The following is a 19036-nucleotide window of genomic DNA, read 5'->3' as shown; positions in this document are numbered from 1 at the left end:
CTCTCGTACCCTCTCGATCCCGCTCGTGGAGCCCCGTGCCCTGGCGTCGGGGCACACGCAGGTCACACGGAGGCAAACGAGCCCAGCCGACGCCAGTAACGGGGCGGAGAGCCGTCGCGCGAACCGTTTCGGGCGTAGCGAGCCAGCGGGTGATCGTGACGGTGCCGGACTCGCTGACGCACGCCTCGACCATCCACGTTGCTGGTGGCGCTCCGGCCCTCGTGTGCAAAGACCGTTTGGACGTAATGTGGTTCCCGGAAGTCTGGTTGTGATGGTGACCACTGGACCAGTTTGGAAGTTTTGGGTAAGGTCGAAATGAATAAGCTATTTGTTGTTCTGTGTTTCGGGCTCGCGGCGTGCAATTACGATGTGGGAGAGTGCTGGTCCGCGGCGAGGGAAATGAAGGTGCCGACGGTAGCATCATCACCCCGACAGGAGGGGATGGGGCCTTCGGGTATGTGCCGGCAAGGCCGCAAAACGCACCGGTGGGAAGCGGATCCTCTGAGGCGATGGCAGGGTGCACTCCCGACTGCAAAGAGGCGTGCAAGGAAAAGTGTGACAAGATTCATGATCGATGCCACGAAGACTGCACCAAACATGACCGCACTCAAAGCTGTCGCAAGAAGTGTAACGACGAGTATGCCTCGTGCCTCAGGGACTGTGACCAAAAATGCTAGGAGGATCGATGCTGGAGCTCACCACGACATTTACGCCCGCCGACGGGAGCTCGCCTCGAACCATCACGCTCCGGATCAGCGACGTGCGTCCGGACCCGGATGGCTTCACGTGGTCCATTGCCGTTGACGTGCTTGGGTTTCAGTATGATGACAGTGTGCGCCTGAAACAGGTGGACTGGGCGGCTGCGATTGAGGACGCAGGGCGATTCATCAAGAGGATGGTGGCAGACAAGGTGGAGCTTGCAGGCGGAGGAACGCTCGATCCGCCGGTTCTTCCTCCGGAAACATAGATCTGCGACGAAACGATGCCGCGCGGCGACCAACGTGCTGGAGGCCAGCGCCGGGGTCCAAGAGCGCGTCGTCGCCAGCACCGACCTCTATTGCCGGCCAGTCTCGTTGATGCTCCAGCCCCTCGCGCCGCAAGGGCAAGCGGACCACCGAGATCCGGAGACCTGAACCTCAGGCCCCCGAAGGACCAGCGTCGCTTCGCTCCGAGGGCGATCACGATGCGCGAACGCGGTGATCACGATGGCGCGATCCGCGTGGTCACGAGACCCGCGGACGGTGCTGCTCCGCCAGCTCGCGGAAGGCATGATGGAGGCGCTCGCGGCGGGCGACGTCGAGGCGGCGCGCATCGCCCACGGGACGATCGGGCGGCTGCTCGGTGCGCCCTCGAGCGCATCCCGGTGCACGTGCACGCGCTCCGACGTCACGCTCCCTGACCGAGGACCCTCGTTCAGCGGAAGGCGAAGCGGTCGACCGTGATCTTGTAGCTGAGTTGTTCGCCGCGCTCGATGCGGCCACCGAGCGATATGTTGTGCTCCTCGCCGCTCGTCGCCACGTACTTCGCGTCGGCCGCCACGAACGTGCACGCACCCTCGATCGGCTGCGGGCGCTCGAAGAGGCAGCCATAGCCGTCCTCGGCGACGGGGCGACAGATGCGGGTGTCGATCTTCAGCGCCTCGACCTCCTCGCGCGAAAACAGGCGCTCCTCGTAGGTGATCTTCATGGGCTCCTCGCAGCGAACGTAGATGGGCAGGTACTGGTGCTGCGCGTCCCGGTACACGACGCCGTCTTCAATCTCCTCGCGCGTGCCCGCGGCCACGTCCAGATAACCCTTCAGGCGGACCGGCGCCTCGACCGCGGCGGGTATACCCTCGGCGGGCATCGACTCGGCGTGCGGGTGATCGCCGGCGTAGACGAGGACGTTGAGGAAGCGTTGCCGCGCGCCGTCCCCGGCGGGGTTGAAGATCTCGCTGACCGCGTCGCATCGTGCGGCCTGCTCGGCGGAGTGGCTCTCCATGTTGTTCCCGCTCGACTCGAACCCGAGCTCGTAGACGCCCACGCTCGCTCCCCAGCCATTGTCGTTCTTGGACGCGGCCAGGCCGGCGTCGTCGTTGTCTGGGGCGATCCAGAGGTTGTTGGTGGTGAGCGCGGAGACGTGCGTCAGCGAGCGAACGAGGAAGCCGTTGTCACCGCAGCCGCGCCCGATCTGTTCATAGGTGGTGTCTACCTCCGCCGGAGTCGACGGGGTTGCCGGCGCCGCGGTGGGCTCGGCGATCGTGTCGCCGTCCGATCCGCCGCAGCCCGCGACGAAGATGAATGGAGCCCCCACGAGAACCAGCGAACGAAAGCAGTTGCTCATGACGGCGGTGGGAGCAAAGCTCGTACCTCCCCGATCCATGCGGATTTTCCGTCCAAATTGCGGCGCGAGACGCGATGCGTGAACGGGGCGCCACACCTCGGCCGCTTACGACGCGGCCGGCGTCATCAACCTCGCTGCCGAGCGCACCCGGCGCGGCGGGTAGCCCCGGCTGGGCCCGCGCTCGCGGCGGGCGACGTGGAGGCGGTTCGCCACCCGCGAGCGACGGAGGGGCGCCGCATGCACCACGGAATCGCTCGTCGGTGTGCAGCCGTGAGCTGGGCAGCTTCGTGTACGCTTTCGGAGCCATTACTTCCGCCGGGACTGCGGATGGATGCCCATGCCGAGTTCTGCCCGTAGCCACTCTTGGAGATGGCCGGCCTCTGAGCTGGAGTTGCGAAGCTCATAGTCGCCACTGCTGCCGAGCTCAACTTCCCGGTACGCGTCGGATCTCTCCCACAGGTAGGCCTCGCAGCCGGCGCTGCCCGTATGATGCCTCACGCGCTTCTTCTCGATTCGACCGCCTCGAGCGATCTCCGCCTTCTTCCGCATGTCGGCCAGCTGCGCAGGAGGCACGCGGCGCGACTGGAGGACGGGATTTTTGAATCGCTCTCTCAGCCCGGTCTCCAGATAGAGTCCGTCCCCGGCGGGTTGGGGAGACCAGGTCCTTCCCAGGTCGTAGAACCAAATCCGGCCCTGATCATCAAGGACGTGCCCGTAAGCCTTACTACCCCAGGCAAAATTCACGTAGCCGCAGGAAAAAAGCGGCTTGCCCATTCTCGCGCCCTTCGAATCCGGGTCCGCCTCGAGGATCGGAGGGGAGCGAGGTGTTGGTTGAGGTAAGTCGTTCGCGGCTCCTGGCTGAAGCGTGGGCTCCGGGCTTGGTTCCACCTCGCTGGAGGACCTCTCGGGATCCTTGTTCGCGGACTTCGCTACAGAAGGCGCGTGCGACGGAGCAGCTGGTTCGCCACTTCCGGACTCCGACTGTTCCGGTCGCGCGCAGGAAGCCGATACAAGAATCGATGCAAGAGCCGCTGCGATGTAACCGAGGAAAACCTTGGTGCGAGTCATGTGCCTCCCGAAGTAGATAGCTGTCCCGTTGTCTGCCCGACGTCGCAATCAGTTGCGTCGGGCGGCTTCGTCATGCTCGGATCCAGTTCCTTGCGAAGATTGGGCGCGCCTGCGCGCGACCGCGCCGACGTCGAGCAGCAGGTGCTCATCCCGCCGGGGATTCGGTGCGGTGCGGCCGCTACCGCCCGGACCCGCGGGAGGACCCGCGCGGGGCGCTTCGAGGGGGGAGCCACGGGGTGACAGCCCCTGCTCCGGCACGGGAGCGACGTCGTGCCCAGCTTTTCGGAGCAGGTCGGTCGCTCGTCTGCCGAGGTTCTCGTCCAGCTTGAACTTCATGCATCCTGCGACACCGCGACGTCGGCGAACCGGGCCATCTCGGCGCCGTAGGCGATGCAGGTGAGGACGTCGGCCTCCTCGAACCCGTACTCGTCCATCACATCCTCGACGGACAGGCCGCTGGCGAGGAAGTCGAGCACGAGCGACACTCAGATCCGGTGCCCGCGGATGCACTCCCGGCCGAAGCAAACGTTCGGGGCGATGGAGATCCGGGCCAGCAGATCGTCGAGGTTCATCGCGGCACCACGGGGAAGGATGCCCTAGAATTTGTCAGGTCACACGCAGGGCACACAAAAGCAGAAGACACGGCTCTCGCCGTGTCTTCTTGGTGGAGGCGCCGGGAATCGAACCCGGGTCCGCAAGGCATCCAGTCTACCTTCGTTCACGTGCGTAGTCGCCATGCGCCGGCGACGGCGTTCGTAGATTCGGCTACGACCTATCCCTCACTGAATCTCGACCGCGTTATCGAGGGCATCCTCACGCGGTCCAGCCCTGTGGTTGACACCCTTGGAGTACTAGGACGACCTTCTCCTCAGATGGCTTAGCGGTTCTTAGGCCGCGACAGCGTATGCGTTGTCGTTCGCACTTGTAACGTCCCGCTTGATAGGCGGAGCAGGAGCCGCCAGCACGCAGACAGACCTTCAGTCCCCACGTCGAAGCCGATCGCCCCCTCGTGGTTCGTTCAGACGGACCAAACATTGCTAGAAACTGCGCTGCCGTCAACCCCTTCGCGCCAGATCGCTCCGCCGCTGGCACGCCTCGATGTCCGGTTCTCCGGCTCGTTCGCCTCCGGGGCCGGGCGCGTCCGGCCTGTTCCGCTCGTTCTTCCTGCTTCCTGCCGGCTCCGCCAGTTTCGCTCGTTCCTGCCCTGCGCGCTTCCGGGCTCCCCGGATTCCGCGAGGCCCGGCTCCCGGCCGGCCTGCTCCGCGGACCGGCTCGGGTCCGCCGACTCTCCGCTCGCCCCCGGCTCTCCGCCGTCCGCGCCCCCCAGGCCCGCCGCTCCGCTCCGTCTCCCCAACCCCGGCGTGCTCCCCCGGGCCTCCCGCGTCTCGCGCCCGCCGCCCTCGCCCGTCTGCCCGCCGCTCTCGACGGCTCCCTCCGGCTCGGCTAAGAAGCCCGCGAAAGAAAAGGAGACGCGCAAGTCATGGCGAGGATGGTCCAGTGCGTGAAGCTCGGCCGGGAGGCGGAGGGGCTGGAGAAGCCGCCGCTCAAGGGCGAGGTGGGCAAGCGGATTTACGACAACGTCTCGAAGGACGCGTGGAAGATGTGGCTCGAGCACTCGAAGATGTTGATCAACGAGTACCGCCTCGACCTCATCTCCGAGGCTGGCCAGCGGATCTGGATGACCGAGCTCGACAAGTACTTCTTCAGCGGCGGGACCGAGGCCGCGGCGCCCCCGCCCGACTACGTCGCGCCCAAGGACAAGCAGGAGTAGCCGTCACGGCACAGCCGTGACGGCGATGCCGTCACGGCGATGCCCCCCACGGCACGCCGTCACGGCGATGCCCCCCACCGCACGCCCTCCCGGCATCGCCGTCACGGCACAGCCCTCCCGGCATCGCCGTCCTGGCACAGCCGTCACGGCGCACCCCTCACGCCACGGCACGCCCTCCCCACCTGGCCCTCACGGCAGCGCCCCCGGCGCCGGCAGCGCCCCGCCGCTGCGCACGTACTCGATGAGCGCCGCGCCCATCTGCTTGTCGACCTTCTCGCACTTCGCGCTGACGGCCCCCATCGTCGCTCCCTTGCACTCTTTCCTCCGCTCCGCGATGAGCGGCCCCACCTTCTCGTCCGCCTGGAACGCCTCGCGCGTCTTCTGGTCGAGGCTCTTCCACGGGATCGGCGCGAACTTCGGCTTCGGCGGCACGTGCAGCCGGACCTCCTCGGTCATCAGCGACGCGCACGTCCCGTCCCACCGCAGCACGTCGTAGCCGCCCCCGGCGCCGCTCACGACCATGCCCCCCGTGTCGGCCACGCGGCGATAGAGGATCAGCACCTCCTCGTCGAACAGCAGCTTGTCGTTCGAGCTCGACCCGCCCGACGCGTTCCACGCCTCGGTGTCGCGCGTGAGGTACCCGCGCGTGAACGGCGACCCCTTGGCGAACAGGGTGAGCGCCACGTCCGGATAGTACCCGCTGCAGAGCCGCTTCACGAACGCCGCCGGCGGCAAGCACACGTTGTCCTTCTGCTCGCACGTCGTCGGGATCTGCTTCGACGCCTCCGCCGCCGCGCCGTCCTCCCTCTTCCCGTCCTTGCCGCCCCCGTCCTCCGCCGCCTCGCCGCCGGACTTGTCGGCCGGCGCCGCCGCCTCGGCCTCCGCAGGATCCGGCTCCGCCGGAGGAGGCGTCGCGCCGCCGCAAGCGACAACAAAACCCATCACAACAAGCGCAATAGTGCTCTGGACAGACCGCATGGCCCATGAACCTACCGGAGCCGGCACGCCCCTCCGCATGGAAAAACAACGCAGGGCCGCGACGCAATGCGCCAGCATGGCGTCCAATGTGCGTGGCGCATTGCAGGAAGCCGGCGTCCCGTTCGCGACGCAATGCGCCAATGCGACAGACAGGTTCAGTTTTCCGACAGCACTTGACACAAGGCTTCCTTCAGCGGAGTCTGCGCTGATTCCGGCAGGAGGTGGTCATGCTGGATCTTTCTTCGTCAGCAATCTCATCCTCGTGCATTGGCGGTTCGCGTAAGTACAAGTCTCACACGGACGCTCGCTCCAGGCGAAGACGGGTGTCCGCTGGCCTCGGAGGGTGTGCGATACTCGCCTCCTTGTCTCTCCTCGCCGGCTGCGGCGCCGCGGAGGAGCAGTTCGATCCGTGGGGCACCGGCGACGTGATCACGGGCGCCGGGGGCGGCTCGGGCTCGGGCGTCTGGACGGGCGGACCGGACGGCGAGGACGGCCCGGGCGGCGTCGGCGGCGGCTGGCCGTCGGGGAAGCTCGGCCCGCCGTATCCCATCGTGCTCGCCCACGGCTTCTTCGGGTTCGAGGACTTCGCGGGCGCGGGATACGTCAGCTACTTCTACAACCTCAAACAGACGCTCGCCGAGGGCGGTGAGGCTGTCTACACCCCCTCCGTCGATCCGTTCAACAGCTCGGCCTACCGCGGCGCCCAGCTCCTCGCGCGGATCGAGGCGATCCTCGCCGAGACAGGGCACGAGAAGGTCAACATCATCGCCCACTCGCAAGGCGGCCTCGACGCCCGCGTCGTCGCGCACGAGCGGCCCGATCTCGTCGCTTCGGTGGTCACCGTCGCGACGCCTCACCTCGGCTCGAAGGTCGCCGACATCGCGCTCCAGCTCGTCGCCCACGAGCGCCTGCAGGACGTGCTCGACGATCTCCTCAATGCCATCGGGGCGCCGCTCTACGACCAGATTGGCAACGAGACGAGCGTCTTCGCGTCGCTCGAGCAGTTCTCGACGCCCGGCATCGCGGAGTTCAACGCGGAGTACACCGACGCGCCCGGGGTGTTCTACGCCTCCTTCGGCGGCCGGACGGACCACGCGATCGGCGGCAGGGATTGCCTGGCGCTCGACCCGGCGCCGTTCGTCGCGCAGTTCGACGAGGGCCTCGACCCGGTGCACCCGCTGCTCTCGCTCACGGAGACCATCCTCGACGGCGGCTTCGGCGAGTCGATCGCGAACGACGGCCTGGTCCGCGCGCGCGACGCGCGGTGGGGGAACTTCTGGGGCTGTCTGCCGGCCGACCATTTCGACGAGATCGGCCAGCTCTTCGGCCAGAGCCCGGGGGCGGGGAACACCTGGCTCTATATCGACTTCTACCGCGCCGTGATCGAGCGGCTCCGTCAAGAAGGCTTCTGACCTCCGCGGATCCCCCGCCGCGGCCCCGCGGCGCCGTCGAGCCCCGCCGGCCGCCGCCGTCGAAAACCGCCCCGAACGGCGCCCCGTCCAAGTACCATCGCGCGCCGATGCTCAAGGCGCTGCTCACCGGCTCGCTCCCGCTGCTCGCCCTGCTCAGCGCGGGCTGCAGCGCCGACGTGCGCCGGTTCCCCCTGCGCGACCCGATCTGGCGCGACGCCGACCTGAACCCCGTCTCGCTGCCCTGCCGGCCCGACCCCGAGGCGCCCAGAGACGACCCGCAGCACCGCCTCTGCACGCCCGAGGAGTACGAGTCCTCGTTCGCGTGGGACGCCGCCGACAACCTCGTGTTCCGGCCGGTGACGCGGTTCTTCGCCGTCGATCCGGGCGGGGAGGCGGTCAACGTCAACAGCGTCGACGAGGTGCCGGACTCGAGCTGGTTCACGAACCGGATCGGGAAGAAGCCGATGTCCGCCGAGGAGCTCGTGCGCGGGCCCTGCGGCGACAAGACGCTGGACGACGACGCCCCCGACGGCTCCTGGGTCATCGACATGGGCAAGCCGAACGGCGCGAACCCTGGCTTCCGGGTCAAGGTCGAGGGGATCGGCAAGTTCATGCTCAAGGCCGACCCCTCGGACCAGCCCGAGCGCGCCACCGGCGCGACAGCGATCGCGGCGCGCTTCTACCACGCGGCCGGCTACTGGGCGCCCTGCGACTCGGTTGTCTACCTGAAGCCCTCTGTCCTGAAGCTCTCGCCCGGGCTTACGGTGACCGACAACAGCGGTGTCAGCAGGCCCTTCGACCAGGCGGCGCTCGACGGCGTGCTCGCGAAGGCCGCGAAGCGGGGCGATCGGGTGCGCATGGTCGCCTCGCGCTGGCTGCCGGGCCGCGCGCTCGGCCCGTTCCGGTACGAGGGGACCCGGAAGGACGACCCGAACGACGTCATCCCGCACGAGGACCGGCGCGATCTGCGCGGCGGGCGCCTGCTCGCCGCGTGGCTCAACCACTTCGACTCGCGCGAGCAGAACTCGATGGATGTCTGGCTCGCCGAGGACGAGGAGGACAAGGACGCCTCGCCGGGCCACGTGCGCCACTACTACATCGATCTCGGCGACTGCTTCGGCAGCGAGTGGGAGTGGGAGGAGATCTCGAAGCGCCTCGGGCACGCGTACTACTTCGACCCCGGGTACGTGCTGCTCGACTTCCTCACGCTCGGCATCCCCGAGCGGCCGTGGGACCGGGCGAGGCACGACCCGCAGGGCGACATCTTCGGCTTCTTCAGCGACCGCGACTTCCGGCCGGAGCGCTGGCGCGGCGGCTACCCGAACCCGGCGTTCGGGCGCATGACCGAGCTCGACGGCGCCTGGGCCGCCCGGACGCTCGCGCGCTTCACGCCGGAGCTCATCGAGGCGGCCGTGCGGACCGGCGACTTCACCGCGCCGCGGCACACAGCGTTCCTCGTCGACAAGCTCATCCGCCGGAAGCACGCGATCATGGCGCGGTACCTCACGCGCCTGTCGCCGGTCACCGACGTCGCCCTCGCCTCACCGGCGGAGCTCTGCGGCGTCGATCTCGCCCGCCGCGCCGGCGTCGCGCGCCCGCAGGATCTCCGCTACGCGGCCGCGATGTACGCCGGCGAGTCGCTCTCCCTGCGCGCGCAGCCCGCCGTGCGCCCCTCGCCGGACGGCCGCGTGTGCCTCTCGCTCCCGCACATCGCCGCTGACGGCGGCGCGCCCGACGACGCGCCCTCCCGCTACGCGATCGTCGACGTCCTCAACGGCCAGGCCCCCGGCCCGCTGCGCGCCCACCTCTATGATCTCGGCCCGCGCCGCGGCTACAAGCTCGTCGGCGTCGAGCGCCCCGACGAGGCCGACCCGCCCGGGTGAGCCCTCTTGCCGCGCGCCTCGCGGTCGATGTCTGCAGCGGTCTCTCCGCGACGGTGGGGGAGGGGAGAGAGAAGAAAAACCACAGAGGCACAGAGGGCACAGAGGGAAGAGAGAGATTGTATCATCTCATCTGCTCTCCTCCCTCCGTGAAGGTGCAAGGGAAGAGAGAAAGAAGCTCCATCCCTCCTCTCCCCGCGGGAACGCACGCAGCACGCGGAGACCGAGAAACTCATCTCTCTTTCTCCCCTCTGTGCCCTCTGTGCCTCTGTGGTTCATTCTCTCTTCATGAACCGAGCGGACCCCGGTCCGCAGCACCCCCAGGCGCCCCCTCCGCGAGCGCTCCCCCGGCTCAGAACCCGCGGCTGGCGCCGGCCATGAGGCGCATCTCCTGCAGGCGGGCCCCTTGCTCGAAGGTCTCGGTCCCCGAGCCGATCAGCAGGTCGAACGAGTGGTCGCGCGCGCTGCTCGTGCGCAGGCCGAACGTGAACGACATGCGGAGCAGGTCGAGATCGAAGTCGCGGAGGTGCTCGCTGAACACGTTGCCCGCGGCGACCTGCACCGCGCCGTCGACGAACGCCCAGATCGGGTAGCGGTACTCGAGCGTGGCCGCGGCCGCGCTCCTTCCGTTGAGGCGCCCCTCGCGGAAACCCCGCATCGGCGCCCCGCCGCCGAGCGCCGCGAGCTCGGTGAAGGGGACCTCCGCGACGCCGAGCGGGTCGGCGAAGGCCGCGGAGACCGTGAGGCTCACGACGCGGTCGTGCCCGGTGAGGTCGACGGACCCGCCCAGCGAGCCGCCGTAGCGGATCCACCGGCTCTGCAGCGGCCGCTCCAGGTCGGCGGCGTGCTCGCCGAACAGCTCCAGCCGGACGCCGTTGGCCCGGGCCGGGCGCGGCCGCCGCGAGTCGAGGGCGGCCTGGGCGCCGATCCGGTAGGCCGTGTAGCCCGTGTCGAACGAGGGGGGCAGCGGATAGCGGCCGTTCGCGACCCGCCAGCCGACCGTCGGGTCCTCGCAGCAGACGTCGTCGAACGCGACAGCCTTCGCGCCGGTGTACGCCTCGACGAAGCTGAACGCGTCGAGATCGGCGTGCAGCGTCACGCTGCCCTGGAAGCTCTGGGCGCGGTAGCGGGCCCAGTCGCGCCCCCGCGACCTCGGCCCGATCCCCGCGAACAGCCAGTCAGGCCGGGTGTCCGTCTCGCCGCGGAGCTTCACGTACGCGCCCTCGTCGAGCGGGATGCGGTCGGCCACCGTGAGCCTCAGCCAGTCGATGCCGCCGGTCGCCGCGTGGACGCGGAACTCGTTACCCGGGAAGAACAGGTCGTCGTAGAAGAAATAGACGCCGATGCTCGCGCGAAAGTCGAACTCGAGGAACGCCGTCGGGACGATGCCGATGTTGTCGTTCGGCCCGAAGGTGAAGATGTCCTTCAGCTCCTCGATCCACTTGCCCTGCTCCGCCGCGACGGTGAGGTAGCCGAGCGGCCGCCGGACCAGGTACTCGCTGACGAGGTAGGCGGGGAAGAGCACGACGCGCGGCACCCAGAGCAGCACGTCGCCTGCGCTGGTCCCCTCGTCCGCGCGACCATCGTAGTCCGGCGCGGGCCGCCTCGCGCTCGGCGCCTGCGGCGCGGCCGCAGCAGGCCGCGCCGCCGCCGCGCGGGGAGCCGCCGGCGGTGCCCCCTGGGTTCCCGGCGGCGGCGCGGCGGCGGGCGCCGGCACCCGCGGATCGGCGACCCCCGCCTGCGGATCGGCGGCGCCCGCCTCTGGCGCGGCGGCCCCGGCCTGCGGCGCCGCGCCTCCCGCCTGCGGCATGGCCAGCGCATCGGCGCCCATGGACAGCAGCGCACAGCTCGCGAGCGCGGCCGCGCGCCGCCGCACCGTGCCGAGCGCGCGCGTCCATCCCTTCTCTCTCCTGCCCAATCCGCCTCGCCTCTCGCGCGCGAACCCGTCGCGGCGCGGCAGCATAGCGGAGTTCCCGACCCGGACGACGTTTGTCTGTCGTCGCCCGCGTGTGTCGAGTCCCTGTACGGCGCTTCACAAGCCCTGCGCCGTGAGGGAGGTTGCCGGCCGGGAGCGGGCTCGATAGCCTGCCGCGCTCGGGCATCGGTCCTGTTCCGGTGCCGCCAGATCGGCGGTCTTCCCGGGATGGAGCGGCGCGTGGCGAGCACTGGCGAGAGCGAGACACAACCCCGGGGGCTTCACCGGCTCCTGTCGATCTTCGCCGAGGTGAAGCCGCGCGAGGTGTTCAGCGTCCTCGTCCTCACGCTCAACGTCTTCCTCCTGCTCACCGGCTATTACCTCCTCAAGGTGGTGCGCGAGCCGCTGATCCTGGCGGGCGGCGGGCTCGAGATCGGCGGCCAGAAGCTCGACCTCGACGGCCCCGAGGTGAAGGCCTACGCGGCCGCCGGTCAGGCGCTGCTCCTCGTCGGCGTGGTCCGCGCCTATGGCGCCATGGCCAGGCGCTTCGGGCGCATGCAGCTCACCACCGCGCTCACGCTCTTCTTCGCCGGGAACCTCGTCCTCTTCTACTTCCTCGCGCGCCTCGGCGTCCCCCTCGGGGTGCCCTTCTATCTGTGGGTGGGCTGCTTCAACCTCACCGTGATCGCGCAGTTCTGGTCGTTCGCCAACGACGTCTACGACCCCGAGCAGGGCAAGCGGCTCTTCGCCATCGTCGGTATCGGCAGCTCGCTCGGCGCCATGCTCGGCGCGCAGATCGCCAAGCGCATCTACGTGCCAATCGGCCCCTACAACATGATGCTGGTCGCGGCGGGCGTGCTGCTCGTCTGCCTGTGGCTCACCTACCTCGTCCACCGCGACGACCTCGCGCGCCCCGGCGGCGCCCAGGGCAAGGCCGACGAGCCGCCCGGCGGCGCCTCGGGCGGCTTCAAGATCATCGCGGGCGACCGCTATCTCCTGCTCATCGCCGGCCTGACGCTCGTCCTCAACTGGGTGAACTCGACCGGCGAGTACATCCTCGATCGCACCCTGATCGAGTCCGCCACGAGCGCGCTCGCTCCAGGCGACGCGCCGCGCGACGGAGCGCCCGGCGCTTCAGAGCCGGCCGCCCCCGGCGCGGATCCGGCCGCCCCGCTCGCGGCGGGCGCGCCTGTCTACCTCGTCGACCCGCAGGCGTCGCGCCTGGTCGAGGGCAAGATCACCGCCGTCAAGGGCGGCGCGTTCGACGTCGAGGCGGGCGGCAAGGTCGTCGAGGGCGCCGAGAAAGGCCTCGTCCACCCGCACACCGAGGAGGGGAAGAAGAAGGCGCTCGGCGCGGTCATCGGGACGTTCAAGGGAGATTTCTTCTACTGGGTGAACACCCTCGGCGTCCTCGTCCAGCTCTTCCTGGTCTCCCGCATCTTCAAGTACCTCGGCGTGCGGTTCGCGCTGTTCATCCTGCCGACCATCGCCCTCCTCGGCTACGCGTCCCTCGCCGTCCTGCCGGCGCTCGCCGTCGTGCGCGTCGCGAAGATCGCCGAGAACAGCGCCGATTACTCGATCCAGAACACAGCGCGGCAGGCGCTCTTCCTGCCGGTCGGCCGCGACGCCAAGTACAGCGCCAAGGCGGCCATCGACACCTTCGTCGTCCGCGCGGGCGACGTGCTCGCCGCCGGCGGGGTGATCGTCGGCCACCTGCTCGCGCTCTCCACGCGCCACTTCGCGATGATCAACATCGCGCTCGCGCTCGCGTGGCTCGCCGTCGTCGCCGGCATCGCCCGGGAGCACCGGCGGCGCGCGGCGGACGAGGAGGGGACCGCGGAGGCCGCGAAGGCCGCGTAGCCTCAGGGCCGGGCCGCGCTCGCCTTCCAGCCCTCGTAGGCCTCCATCAGGGCGAGGTACAGCCAGCGGCCGATCACCTCGGCCCCCGCGCCCGACGGGTGCGCGAGATCCGCGCCGCCGAGCCCGCGCTGCACCCAGATCCCCATCGAGCCGGAGCCGCCCATCGCGCCGAACGTGTCGAAGTAGCCGCAGCCGACCTGCGCGGCCACCCGGCGCTGGATCGCCGCGAGCTTCGGGATCACCGGGCGGCTGCGGTAGACCTCGCCCTTCTTGTCGGCGCGGTCCATCGGGCCGACGAGCAGGCACGACGACTCGGGCAGCGCCGCCCGCACCTGGTCGAGCACCGCCTTCATCGTCGACTCGACCTGATCGAGCGGGAACAGCTCGCCGTCCTCGCTCTCGTTCATGCCGTACTGGAACACCGTCAGCGACGGGCTCCGCGCGCGGAGCTGCTCGGCGAAATGGGCGTCGTCGCTCTTGTCGAGGAAGCGGATGCGGCAGCCCTGGATGCCGATCGCGTCGAGCACCACCCCCGGCGTGTCCCGCTCCATCCAGACGCCAAACGCGCGCACCCCCGGGCCGTGCGCGCGCACCTCGAGCGTGTGCGGGCCGTCGGGGACCTCGTAGGTGGCGATCGCCGAGGCGGCCTCGTCGGCCCGCGTGTCGATCATCTCGCGGCTCTCGCCGTCGATCTTGACCTCCATCCGCCCGCCGTCGGGGTGCTTCAGGTAGTCGACGGCGAAGCGCGACACAGCGCGCCCGTACGTCCCGGTCTCCGCTGTCGCGAAGCGCGAGAACACCCCCGCGCCCTGCGAGCGGAACGACACGCCGCCGAGCCCGTAGAGCCCGTCCTTGGCGAACGGGCCCACCACGCGGCTCACCTGCCAGCCGGGGCCGGCGAAGCGGACCACGTCGTTGTGGAAATATCCCGGCCAGGCGTTGGCCATCAGCATGAAGCCGTGGCCCGCGTCGCCGAACCGCTTCTGCAGCTTGCGCCGCAGCGTCGCCGTCACGAAGTCGCTCGCCACGATCGAGTCGCCGAAGTAGGTGACGCGCGCGATCGACCCCGGCGCCTTGCGCTCCACCGCGGCGAGCGCGCGGAAGAACGGCGTCATCGCCTTGCCGCTCGGGTCCTCGATCGGGCGCGGCGGCTTGCCCTCGGAGGCGACAGCGGCGGGCATGAGCTCGACGGCCGCGGCCGGGAGCGCGACCTCCTCGGGCTGGCGCAGCTCGGCCTGCTCGGTCGTCTCCATCGCGAGCGTCGTCTCCCCGACCGACGCCGTCGGCGCCGGCGCCGGGACCACGACGAGCCCCTTGCCCTCGGGCAGCGGCGTGAGCAGCCGCAGCCGCCACAGGCTTGGGTGCGCGTAGGGCACCAGCACGAGCAGCGCGAGCGTCGCCAGCGCCACGGCCGCGGGCGAGGCGAGCCCGTTCCGCGGCGGCGAGGTCGCCGGCGCGTCGTTGTCCGAGGGATCGTGAGCCGGAGGCCCGTAGGCGGGCGCCTCGTGGGCGCTTGCCTCGTGCGCGGGCGGCTCGGGGGCGCTTGTGCTGCGGGTGGATGTCATCGACGCGCGGACAGGACGGAGGAGAGAAACGCTCGGCGGTACAAGGCCCCGCTCAGGGGATGCGCTTCTCCAGCTTGTCCAGGGCCGCGGTCGCCTTGTCGCGGCAGCTCGCGTCGCCCTGGTGGATGCAGATCGCGCGCAGCAGCTTGATCTCGCTGGCCGACGCGCGCCCGCCCCAGACCTTCGGCTCGAGCGCCCTGCGCTGCGCCGGGTACGTGCTCGAGTCGAGCGGAGAGCCGCCCTGCGCCGCGCCCGACTCCGCCGCCCTGGGCGCCGAGGCCGAGGCCGAGGCCGAGGGCGCGGGCGCCGGCGCGTGCGGCGACGGCCAGTACGACGGCGGGCCGCCGTGCGGCGCGGGCTCCGGCTCGGGCGGCGCGTCGGGGTCCACCTGCCGCCGCAGCTCGGCCACCTTCTCGCGGAGCGCCGCCGGGACGCTCGTCGTCTTGGCGATCTCGTTCAGCAGCCTGAGCTTCTCGGCCTTCGTCCCGGCCTGCTCGACCTGCTGGAACATCCGCTCCGCCCAGCGCTCCTCGATCTGCTTCTCGACATCCTTGAAGCGCTGCGTCTCCCGGACCGGCGACGTCTCGGCGATCTCCTGCAGCTTCCGGTGCGCGGCCTCGACGTCCCCCGCCTGGAACCGCTCCAGCACGGCGTCGAGGAGCTGCGCGTCGCTGCCCCCCAGCTCCGGCGCGACCGACGGCGCCTCCGGCTGGGGCACCGGCCCGTTCGAGCGGGCCCGGGTGATCGCGACCACCGCGATCGCGAGGATCACGGCGACGGCGAGCAGGATCCCCATCGCCTTGCTCGCCCCGCCCATCGAGCGCGACGACTGCACAGCGGGCGCCACGCTCCCGTACGACCCCGGCGGGGAGCCCGCGCCGGGCGAGCCGTCCGGTCCGGCGCGAAAAATCTTGCCAGCGGCGACGAAGCGGAGGCGCACGTCGCCGAGCTCGAGCGCGTCGCCCGCCTCGAGCAGGCCTCGCTTGAGCTCGACGCCGTTGATGCGCACGCCGTTCGCGCTCTGCTTGTCGACGACCTCGTAGCGGCCGTTGCCGAGGCTGATGAGCTCCGCGTGCAGGCGGCTCACGGAGCTGTGGTTGATCGAGATCGTCGCGTCCTCGGACCGCCCGACCGTGAAGCGCTCGCCGTCGAGCGGGAACTCCGCGCCCGGGGTCGGCCCGACGACCATGACGAGCCGGTTGGGGCGGGTGTGGAGCGGCAGGTGCGCCGTGCTGCGGCTGCCCGGCGGCGGCGTGGGGCTCGTCACGGCGGACGAGAGCGCCTCATCGACGATCTCGATGCGGTAGTCGCCGAGCTGCACGAGATCGCCGTGGCGCAGGTGCTGCTCGCCGGTGACGCGCGCGCCGTTGACGTACGTGCCGTTGTAGCTGTCGAGATCCCGGATGACCCAGCCCTGGCCGTTCTTGGCCAGCGTCGCGTGACGGCGCGAGACGTTGCGATCGGTCAGGCGGATCGAGTTCGACTCTCCCCGACCGAGCGCATACTCCTCATGGGCGAGGGGGAGCCCCGTCTGTTTCCCCTCGTCATCCTCGATCGTCAGCTTCCACATAGCGGGTTCGGGGCATTCAGGCGAAGCCAGGCTCGCTCCGCGAGCCCCCGTGGATCCATGGCACCCACCGCTCGCCGCACGAGCCTCCTCAGCGAGGCGGGACTACTTTAGCGAGTCCGCCTCCGGGAAGGCAATGACGGCGCGCCAGCCTCTGCCGGGCGGCCGGGACCAAGGCGTGTCCATCGGCCAGATCCATCGGCCAGAGCGCCGGACGGCGCGCGGGCGCGCCCGGCGTGGGCCGGCGGTCCGCCTGCCCGCGCCGGAGCGATCCGCGAACCGCCGCGCGATCCGCGCGATCCGCGCGGCCCGCAGCGCGCCGGCGCGGCGGGGCGCGCTGCCGAGGGCCGGCCGGCCGGGCGCGGACGCTCCGCGGCGGCCGCGCCCGCGCGCAGCCGCCGCGGAGCGCCCGCGCCCCCGAGGCATTCCGCCCTGGACCGCGGGCTTCTCGTCGTGCAGCGGCTCAATGGCCCCCGCCCACGGGCCGGAACGGGTGGAGGAACGCCGAGAGCGCCCCCGGGTTCCGGGTCTGCAGCCAGAGCCTGCCGTGCCCCTGGAACTCGCAGACGAGCCCCTCGCCCGACAGGAACAGGCCCTTCAGGCCGGCCAGCTTGCGCACCTGGTACCGCAGGCCCTCGGTGAACGCGAGCAGGTGTGTGTTGTCGCAGATATATCCCTCGTGCTCCCGGCCGACGTCGATCGTGTGGATACCGCCGTAGCTCGAGAACCAGATCAGCCCCTCTCCGTAGGCCCGGAGCAGCGACAGGCCGCCGGCGAAGAAGCCCTTCGCCCCCTGCCACTTGGTGTCGAGCGTGATGCCCGGCGTGGAGGCGAGATAGGCGCCCGACTGGAGGAAGACCTCCATCCCCGAGCGCAGGATGATGCGCTCGATCGACCCCTCGGGGGCGGGGGCGAGCCGCATCGACTGCATGGGCGCCGTGGCCGTGAAGGTGTTCTGGAAGAGGCTCTCTCCGGCCGTCAACCTGCGTTTGAGCGCGCTGGCGAGCCCGCCCTGCAGGCTCGTCTTCATGTCGATGGCCGGGTCGCGCGCCACCATCGCGCCGCTCTCGGCGATGATCTGCTCGCCGGCGTGCTCGAACGTCACGTGGAGCACGCCGAACTCGGGGTTGTCTCGGATGTCGTCGCGCACGTGGTCTCCGTCCGTCTCCCCGGTCCCTTCAAGGCTGCCGCGGGGCGAGCCGCGCGCCGATCGCCGCGCCGTACCGGCCGGCGTTGCGCGACTGGACCCACAGGCTGCCGTGCCCCTCGACGTGGCAGACGAGCCCCTCGCCCGAGAGCCACGTGCCGAGCCACGTCGACGTGTTCTTGCCGATCCGGCACGAGAGCGTCGACTCCCACGCTGCGAGGTGGCCCGTGTCGACGATGACGTGGCCTCTCACCGGGACCTCCTCGAGCGCGCCGAAGGCGCCGATGATCATCTGACCTTGCCCTGCCGTCTCCAGCGCGAAGAGCCCCGCCCCCGAGAAGAACCCCCGCAGCCCGCCCGAGCGCGTCTTCACCTCGACGTCGGGGCTCGACGCGACATAGGCGCTGCTCTGGACGCACCATTGCCTGTCGCCGACCTCGAGCGCCGCCATGTCCCCGGAGAGCGGTGTCGCGAACAGCACCTCTCCGGGCGCGCCCTCCGCCGTGAACGTGTTCCGGTAGAACGACTCTCCAGCCAGCATCCGCTTGAGACCCGACATGATGCCGCCCGCCTGCGTCTCCACGCGCACGTGGGTCGACATGCCCACGAGCGCGCCGCTCTCGGCGATCACGCGCTCGCCCGGGGCGAGCCGGCACTGCGCGAGGGCCTGGGAGGGGCGGTAGAGGAGATTCACCTGCATCGGACGCCTGTCGATCTCTGTCTTCCTCGTTCGCTCGCTCGCTCACGGCGGGAGCAGCGGCGCGAGCCAGCCCACGAGCGCGCCGGCGCTGCGCGACTGGATCAGCACGCGGCCGCGGCCGGTGAGCTCGCACACGACACCTTCCCCGGAGAGCACGAGGCCCATGAGCCCGCCGCCAGGGCTCCTGATCTTGAGCGCGAGCGACGCGTCGAACCCGACGAGGTGCCCGCCATCGACCACGAGCGACCCGTCGCACGGGAGCTCCTCGATCGCGCCGTAGCTCGTGATCCAGAGATCGCCGACGCCGGAGGCCTCGATGAAGAAGATGCCCTCGCGCGCGAGCACGCCGCGCAGCCCACCCCAGCGCACCTTGACGTCGATGTCGCCCGCGCTCGCGAGGTAGGAGCCCGCGCTGAAGAGCATCGTCTCGCCCCGGAGGGCGACGTGCTTGATCCGGCCGCTGAGCGGCGGGGCGAGCCACACCCACCCGGCGGCCCCCGGCGCTTCGATCCGGTTCACGAAGAACGTCTCGCCGCCCGCGAACTTCCGGAGCAGCGCGATGAAGAACGCCTTCAGCCGCCCGAAGAACCCGGCCCCGCGCCCGGCGTTGAGCCGCACCTCGGTCCGCAGGCTCGGCGAGCGCGCGACCATCGCCCCCGCCTCCGCCGTCAACGCCTCGCCGGGGTCGAGGTGGACCTCCAGCAGCGCGGACGACGGCTCATGCTTGGTGCGATGCTGCATTCGTCCCCCCGCGGGGCACGTACATATAACGGACCGACGCCGGGAGCGGAAGCAGGAAGAAGGTGTGTCGAGGTGAGCGGCCAGCGCCGAATCCAGTGTTTTCTGTCCAG

14 protein-coding genes, 1 other RNA gene and 1 pseudogene are annotated in these 19036 nt (G+C 70.3%); 5 read left to right on the top strand and 11 right to left on the bottom strand.

From position 1 onward, the window contains the following. The first annotated feature begins 685 nt into the window (after positions 1 to 685). Positions 686 to 967, top strand: a complete 282-nt coding sequence (locus WMF42_RS32130; protein ID WP_061608420.1) for a hypothetical protein — start codon at positions 686 to 688, stop codon at positions 965 to 967. Between the two features lie 446 nt (positions 968 to 1413). On the opposite strand, the gene WMF42_RS32125 is transcribed toward WMF42_RS32130, so the two are convergent. From WMF42_RS32125 to ssrA, 4 genes and pseudogenes are all read right to left on the bottom strand, one after another. Then, positions 1414 to 2292, bottom strand: coding sequence for a hypothetical protein (locus tag WMF42_RS32125; protein ID WP_437686622.1), 879 nt, complete (start codon positions 2290 to 2292; stop codon positions 1414 to 1416). A 336-nt stretch (positions 2293 to 2628) separates the two neighbouring features. Continuing rightward, positions 2629 to 3096, bottom strand: coding sequence for a hypothetical protein (locus WMF42_RS32120; RefSeq protein ID WP_437686620.1), 468 nt, complete (start codon positions 3094 to 3096; stop codon positions 2629 to 2631). 626 nt (positions 3097 to 3722) lie between these two features. Then, positions 3723 to 3962 (bottom strand): annotated as a pseudogene (locus WMF42_RS32115) (DUF433 domain-containing protein). A gap of 90 nt (positions 3963 to 4052) precedes the next feature. After that, positions 4053 to 4397: a transfer-messenger RNA gene (gene ssrA, locus WMF42_RS32110) on the bottom strand. A gap of 473 nt (positions 4398 to 4870) precedes the next feature. On the opposite strand from ssrA, the gene WMF42_RS32105 reads away from it, so the two are divergent. Next, positions 4871 to 5161 (top strand): oxidative damage protection protein, encoded by a 291-nt coding sequence (locus WMF42_RS32105; protein WP_061608416.1) that lies wholly within the window; start codon positions 4871 to 4873, stop codon positions 5159 to 5161. A gap of 189 nt (positions 5162 to 5350) precedes the next feature. On the opposite strand, the gene WMF42_RS32100 is transcribed toward WMF42_RS32105, so the two are convergent. Continuing rightward, positions 5351 to 6103, bottom strand: a complete 753-nt coding sequence (locus WMF42_RS32100; protein WP_437686618.1) for a hypothetical protein — start codon at positions 6101 to 6103, stop codon at positions 5351 to 5353. A gap of 398 nt (positions 6104 to 6501) precedes the next feature. On the opposite strand from WMF42_RS32100, the gene WMF42_RS32095 reads away from it, so the two are divergent. Both WMF42_RS32095 and WMF42_RS32090 read left to right on the top strand, forming a co-directional pair. Continuing rightward, entirely contained in the window at positions 6502 to 7551 is a 1050-nt protein-coding gene (locus tag WMF42_RS32095) for an esterase/lipase family protein (protein WP_437686616.1), read from the top strand. Positions 7552 to 7658: 107 nt separating this feature from the next. Continuing rightward, a complete protein-coding gene (locus tag WMF42_RS32090) occupies positions 7659 to 9434 on the top strand; it encodes a hypothetical protein (RefSeq protein WP_437686614.1) in 1776 nt (591 codons plus the stop codon). Positions 9435 to 9783: 349 nt separating this feature from the next. On the opposite strand, the gene WMF42_RS32085 is transcribed toward WMF42_RS32090, so the two are convergent. Continuing rightward, positions 9784 to 11349 carry a BamA/TamA family outer membrane protein gene (locus tag WMF42_RS32085; RefSeq protein ID WP_437686612.1) on the bottom strand — a complete coding sequence of 522 codons (1566 nt, stop codon included), beginning with the start codon at positions 11347 to 11349 and terminating at the stop codon, positions 9784 to 9786. Between the two features lie 237 nt (positions 11350 to 11586). On the opposite strand from WMF42_RS32085, the gene WMF42_RS32080 reads away from it, so the two are divergent. Continuing rightward, complete coding sequence (locus tag WMF42_RS32080) at positions 11587 to 13206, top strand: NTP/NDP exchange transporter (RefSeq protein WP_437686610.1); 1620 nt, start codon at positions 11587 to 11589, stop codon at positions 13204 to 13206. 2 nt (positions 13207 to 13208) lie between these two features. Here WMF42_RS32080 and WMF42_RS32075 read toward each other — a convergent pair whose 3' ends face one another. The 5 genes from WMF42_RS32075 to WMF42_RS32055 form a co-directional block, all read right to left on the bottom strand. Then, on the bottom strand, positions 13209 to 14771 hold the full coding sequence (locus WMF42_RS32075) for a GDSL-type esterase/lipase family protein (RefSeq protein WP_437686608.1): 1563 nt from the start codon (positions 14769 to 14771) through the stop codon (positions 13209 to 13211). 52 nt (positions 14772 to 14823) lie between these two features. After that, positions 14824 to 16341, bottom strand: a complete 1518-nt coding sequence (locus WMF42_RS32070) for an FHA domain-containing protein (protein ID WP_437686606.1) — start codon at positions 16339 to 16341, stop codon at positions 14824 to 14826. 460 nt (positions 16342 to 16801) lie between these two features. Continuing rightward, positions 16802 to 17488, bottom strand: a complete 687-nt coding sequence (locus WMF42_RS32065; RefSeq protein WP_061611080.1) for a TIGR00266 family protein — start codon at positions 17486 to 17488, stop codon at positions 16802 to 16804. Positions 17489 to 17516: 28 nt separating this feature from the next. Beyond that, a complete protein-coding gene (locus WMF42_RS32060) occupies positions 17517 to 18185 on the bottom strand; it encodes a TIGR00266 family protein (RefSeq protein ID WP_061611079.1) in 669 nt (222 codons plus the stop codon). Positions 18186 to 18227: 42 nt separating this feature from the next. Next, positions 18228 to 18926 (bottom strand): TIGR00266 family protein, encoded by a 699-nt coding sequence (locus tag WMF42_RS32055; protein ID WP_434042389.1) that lies wholly within the window; start codon positions 18924 to 18926, stop codon positions 18228 to 18230. Positions 18927 to 19036: the final 110 nt, after the last annotated feature.

The sequence above is a fragment of the Sorangium sp. So ce176 genome (genome assembly GCF_051519835.1).
Classification (GTDB): domain Bacteria; phylum Myxococcota_A; class Polyangia; order Polyangiales; family Polyangiaceae; genus Sorangium; species Sorangium cellulosum_G.
This window is presented reverse-complemented; position numbering and strand designations above follow the sequence as displayed.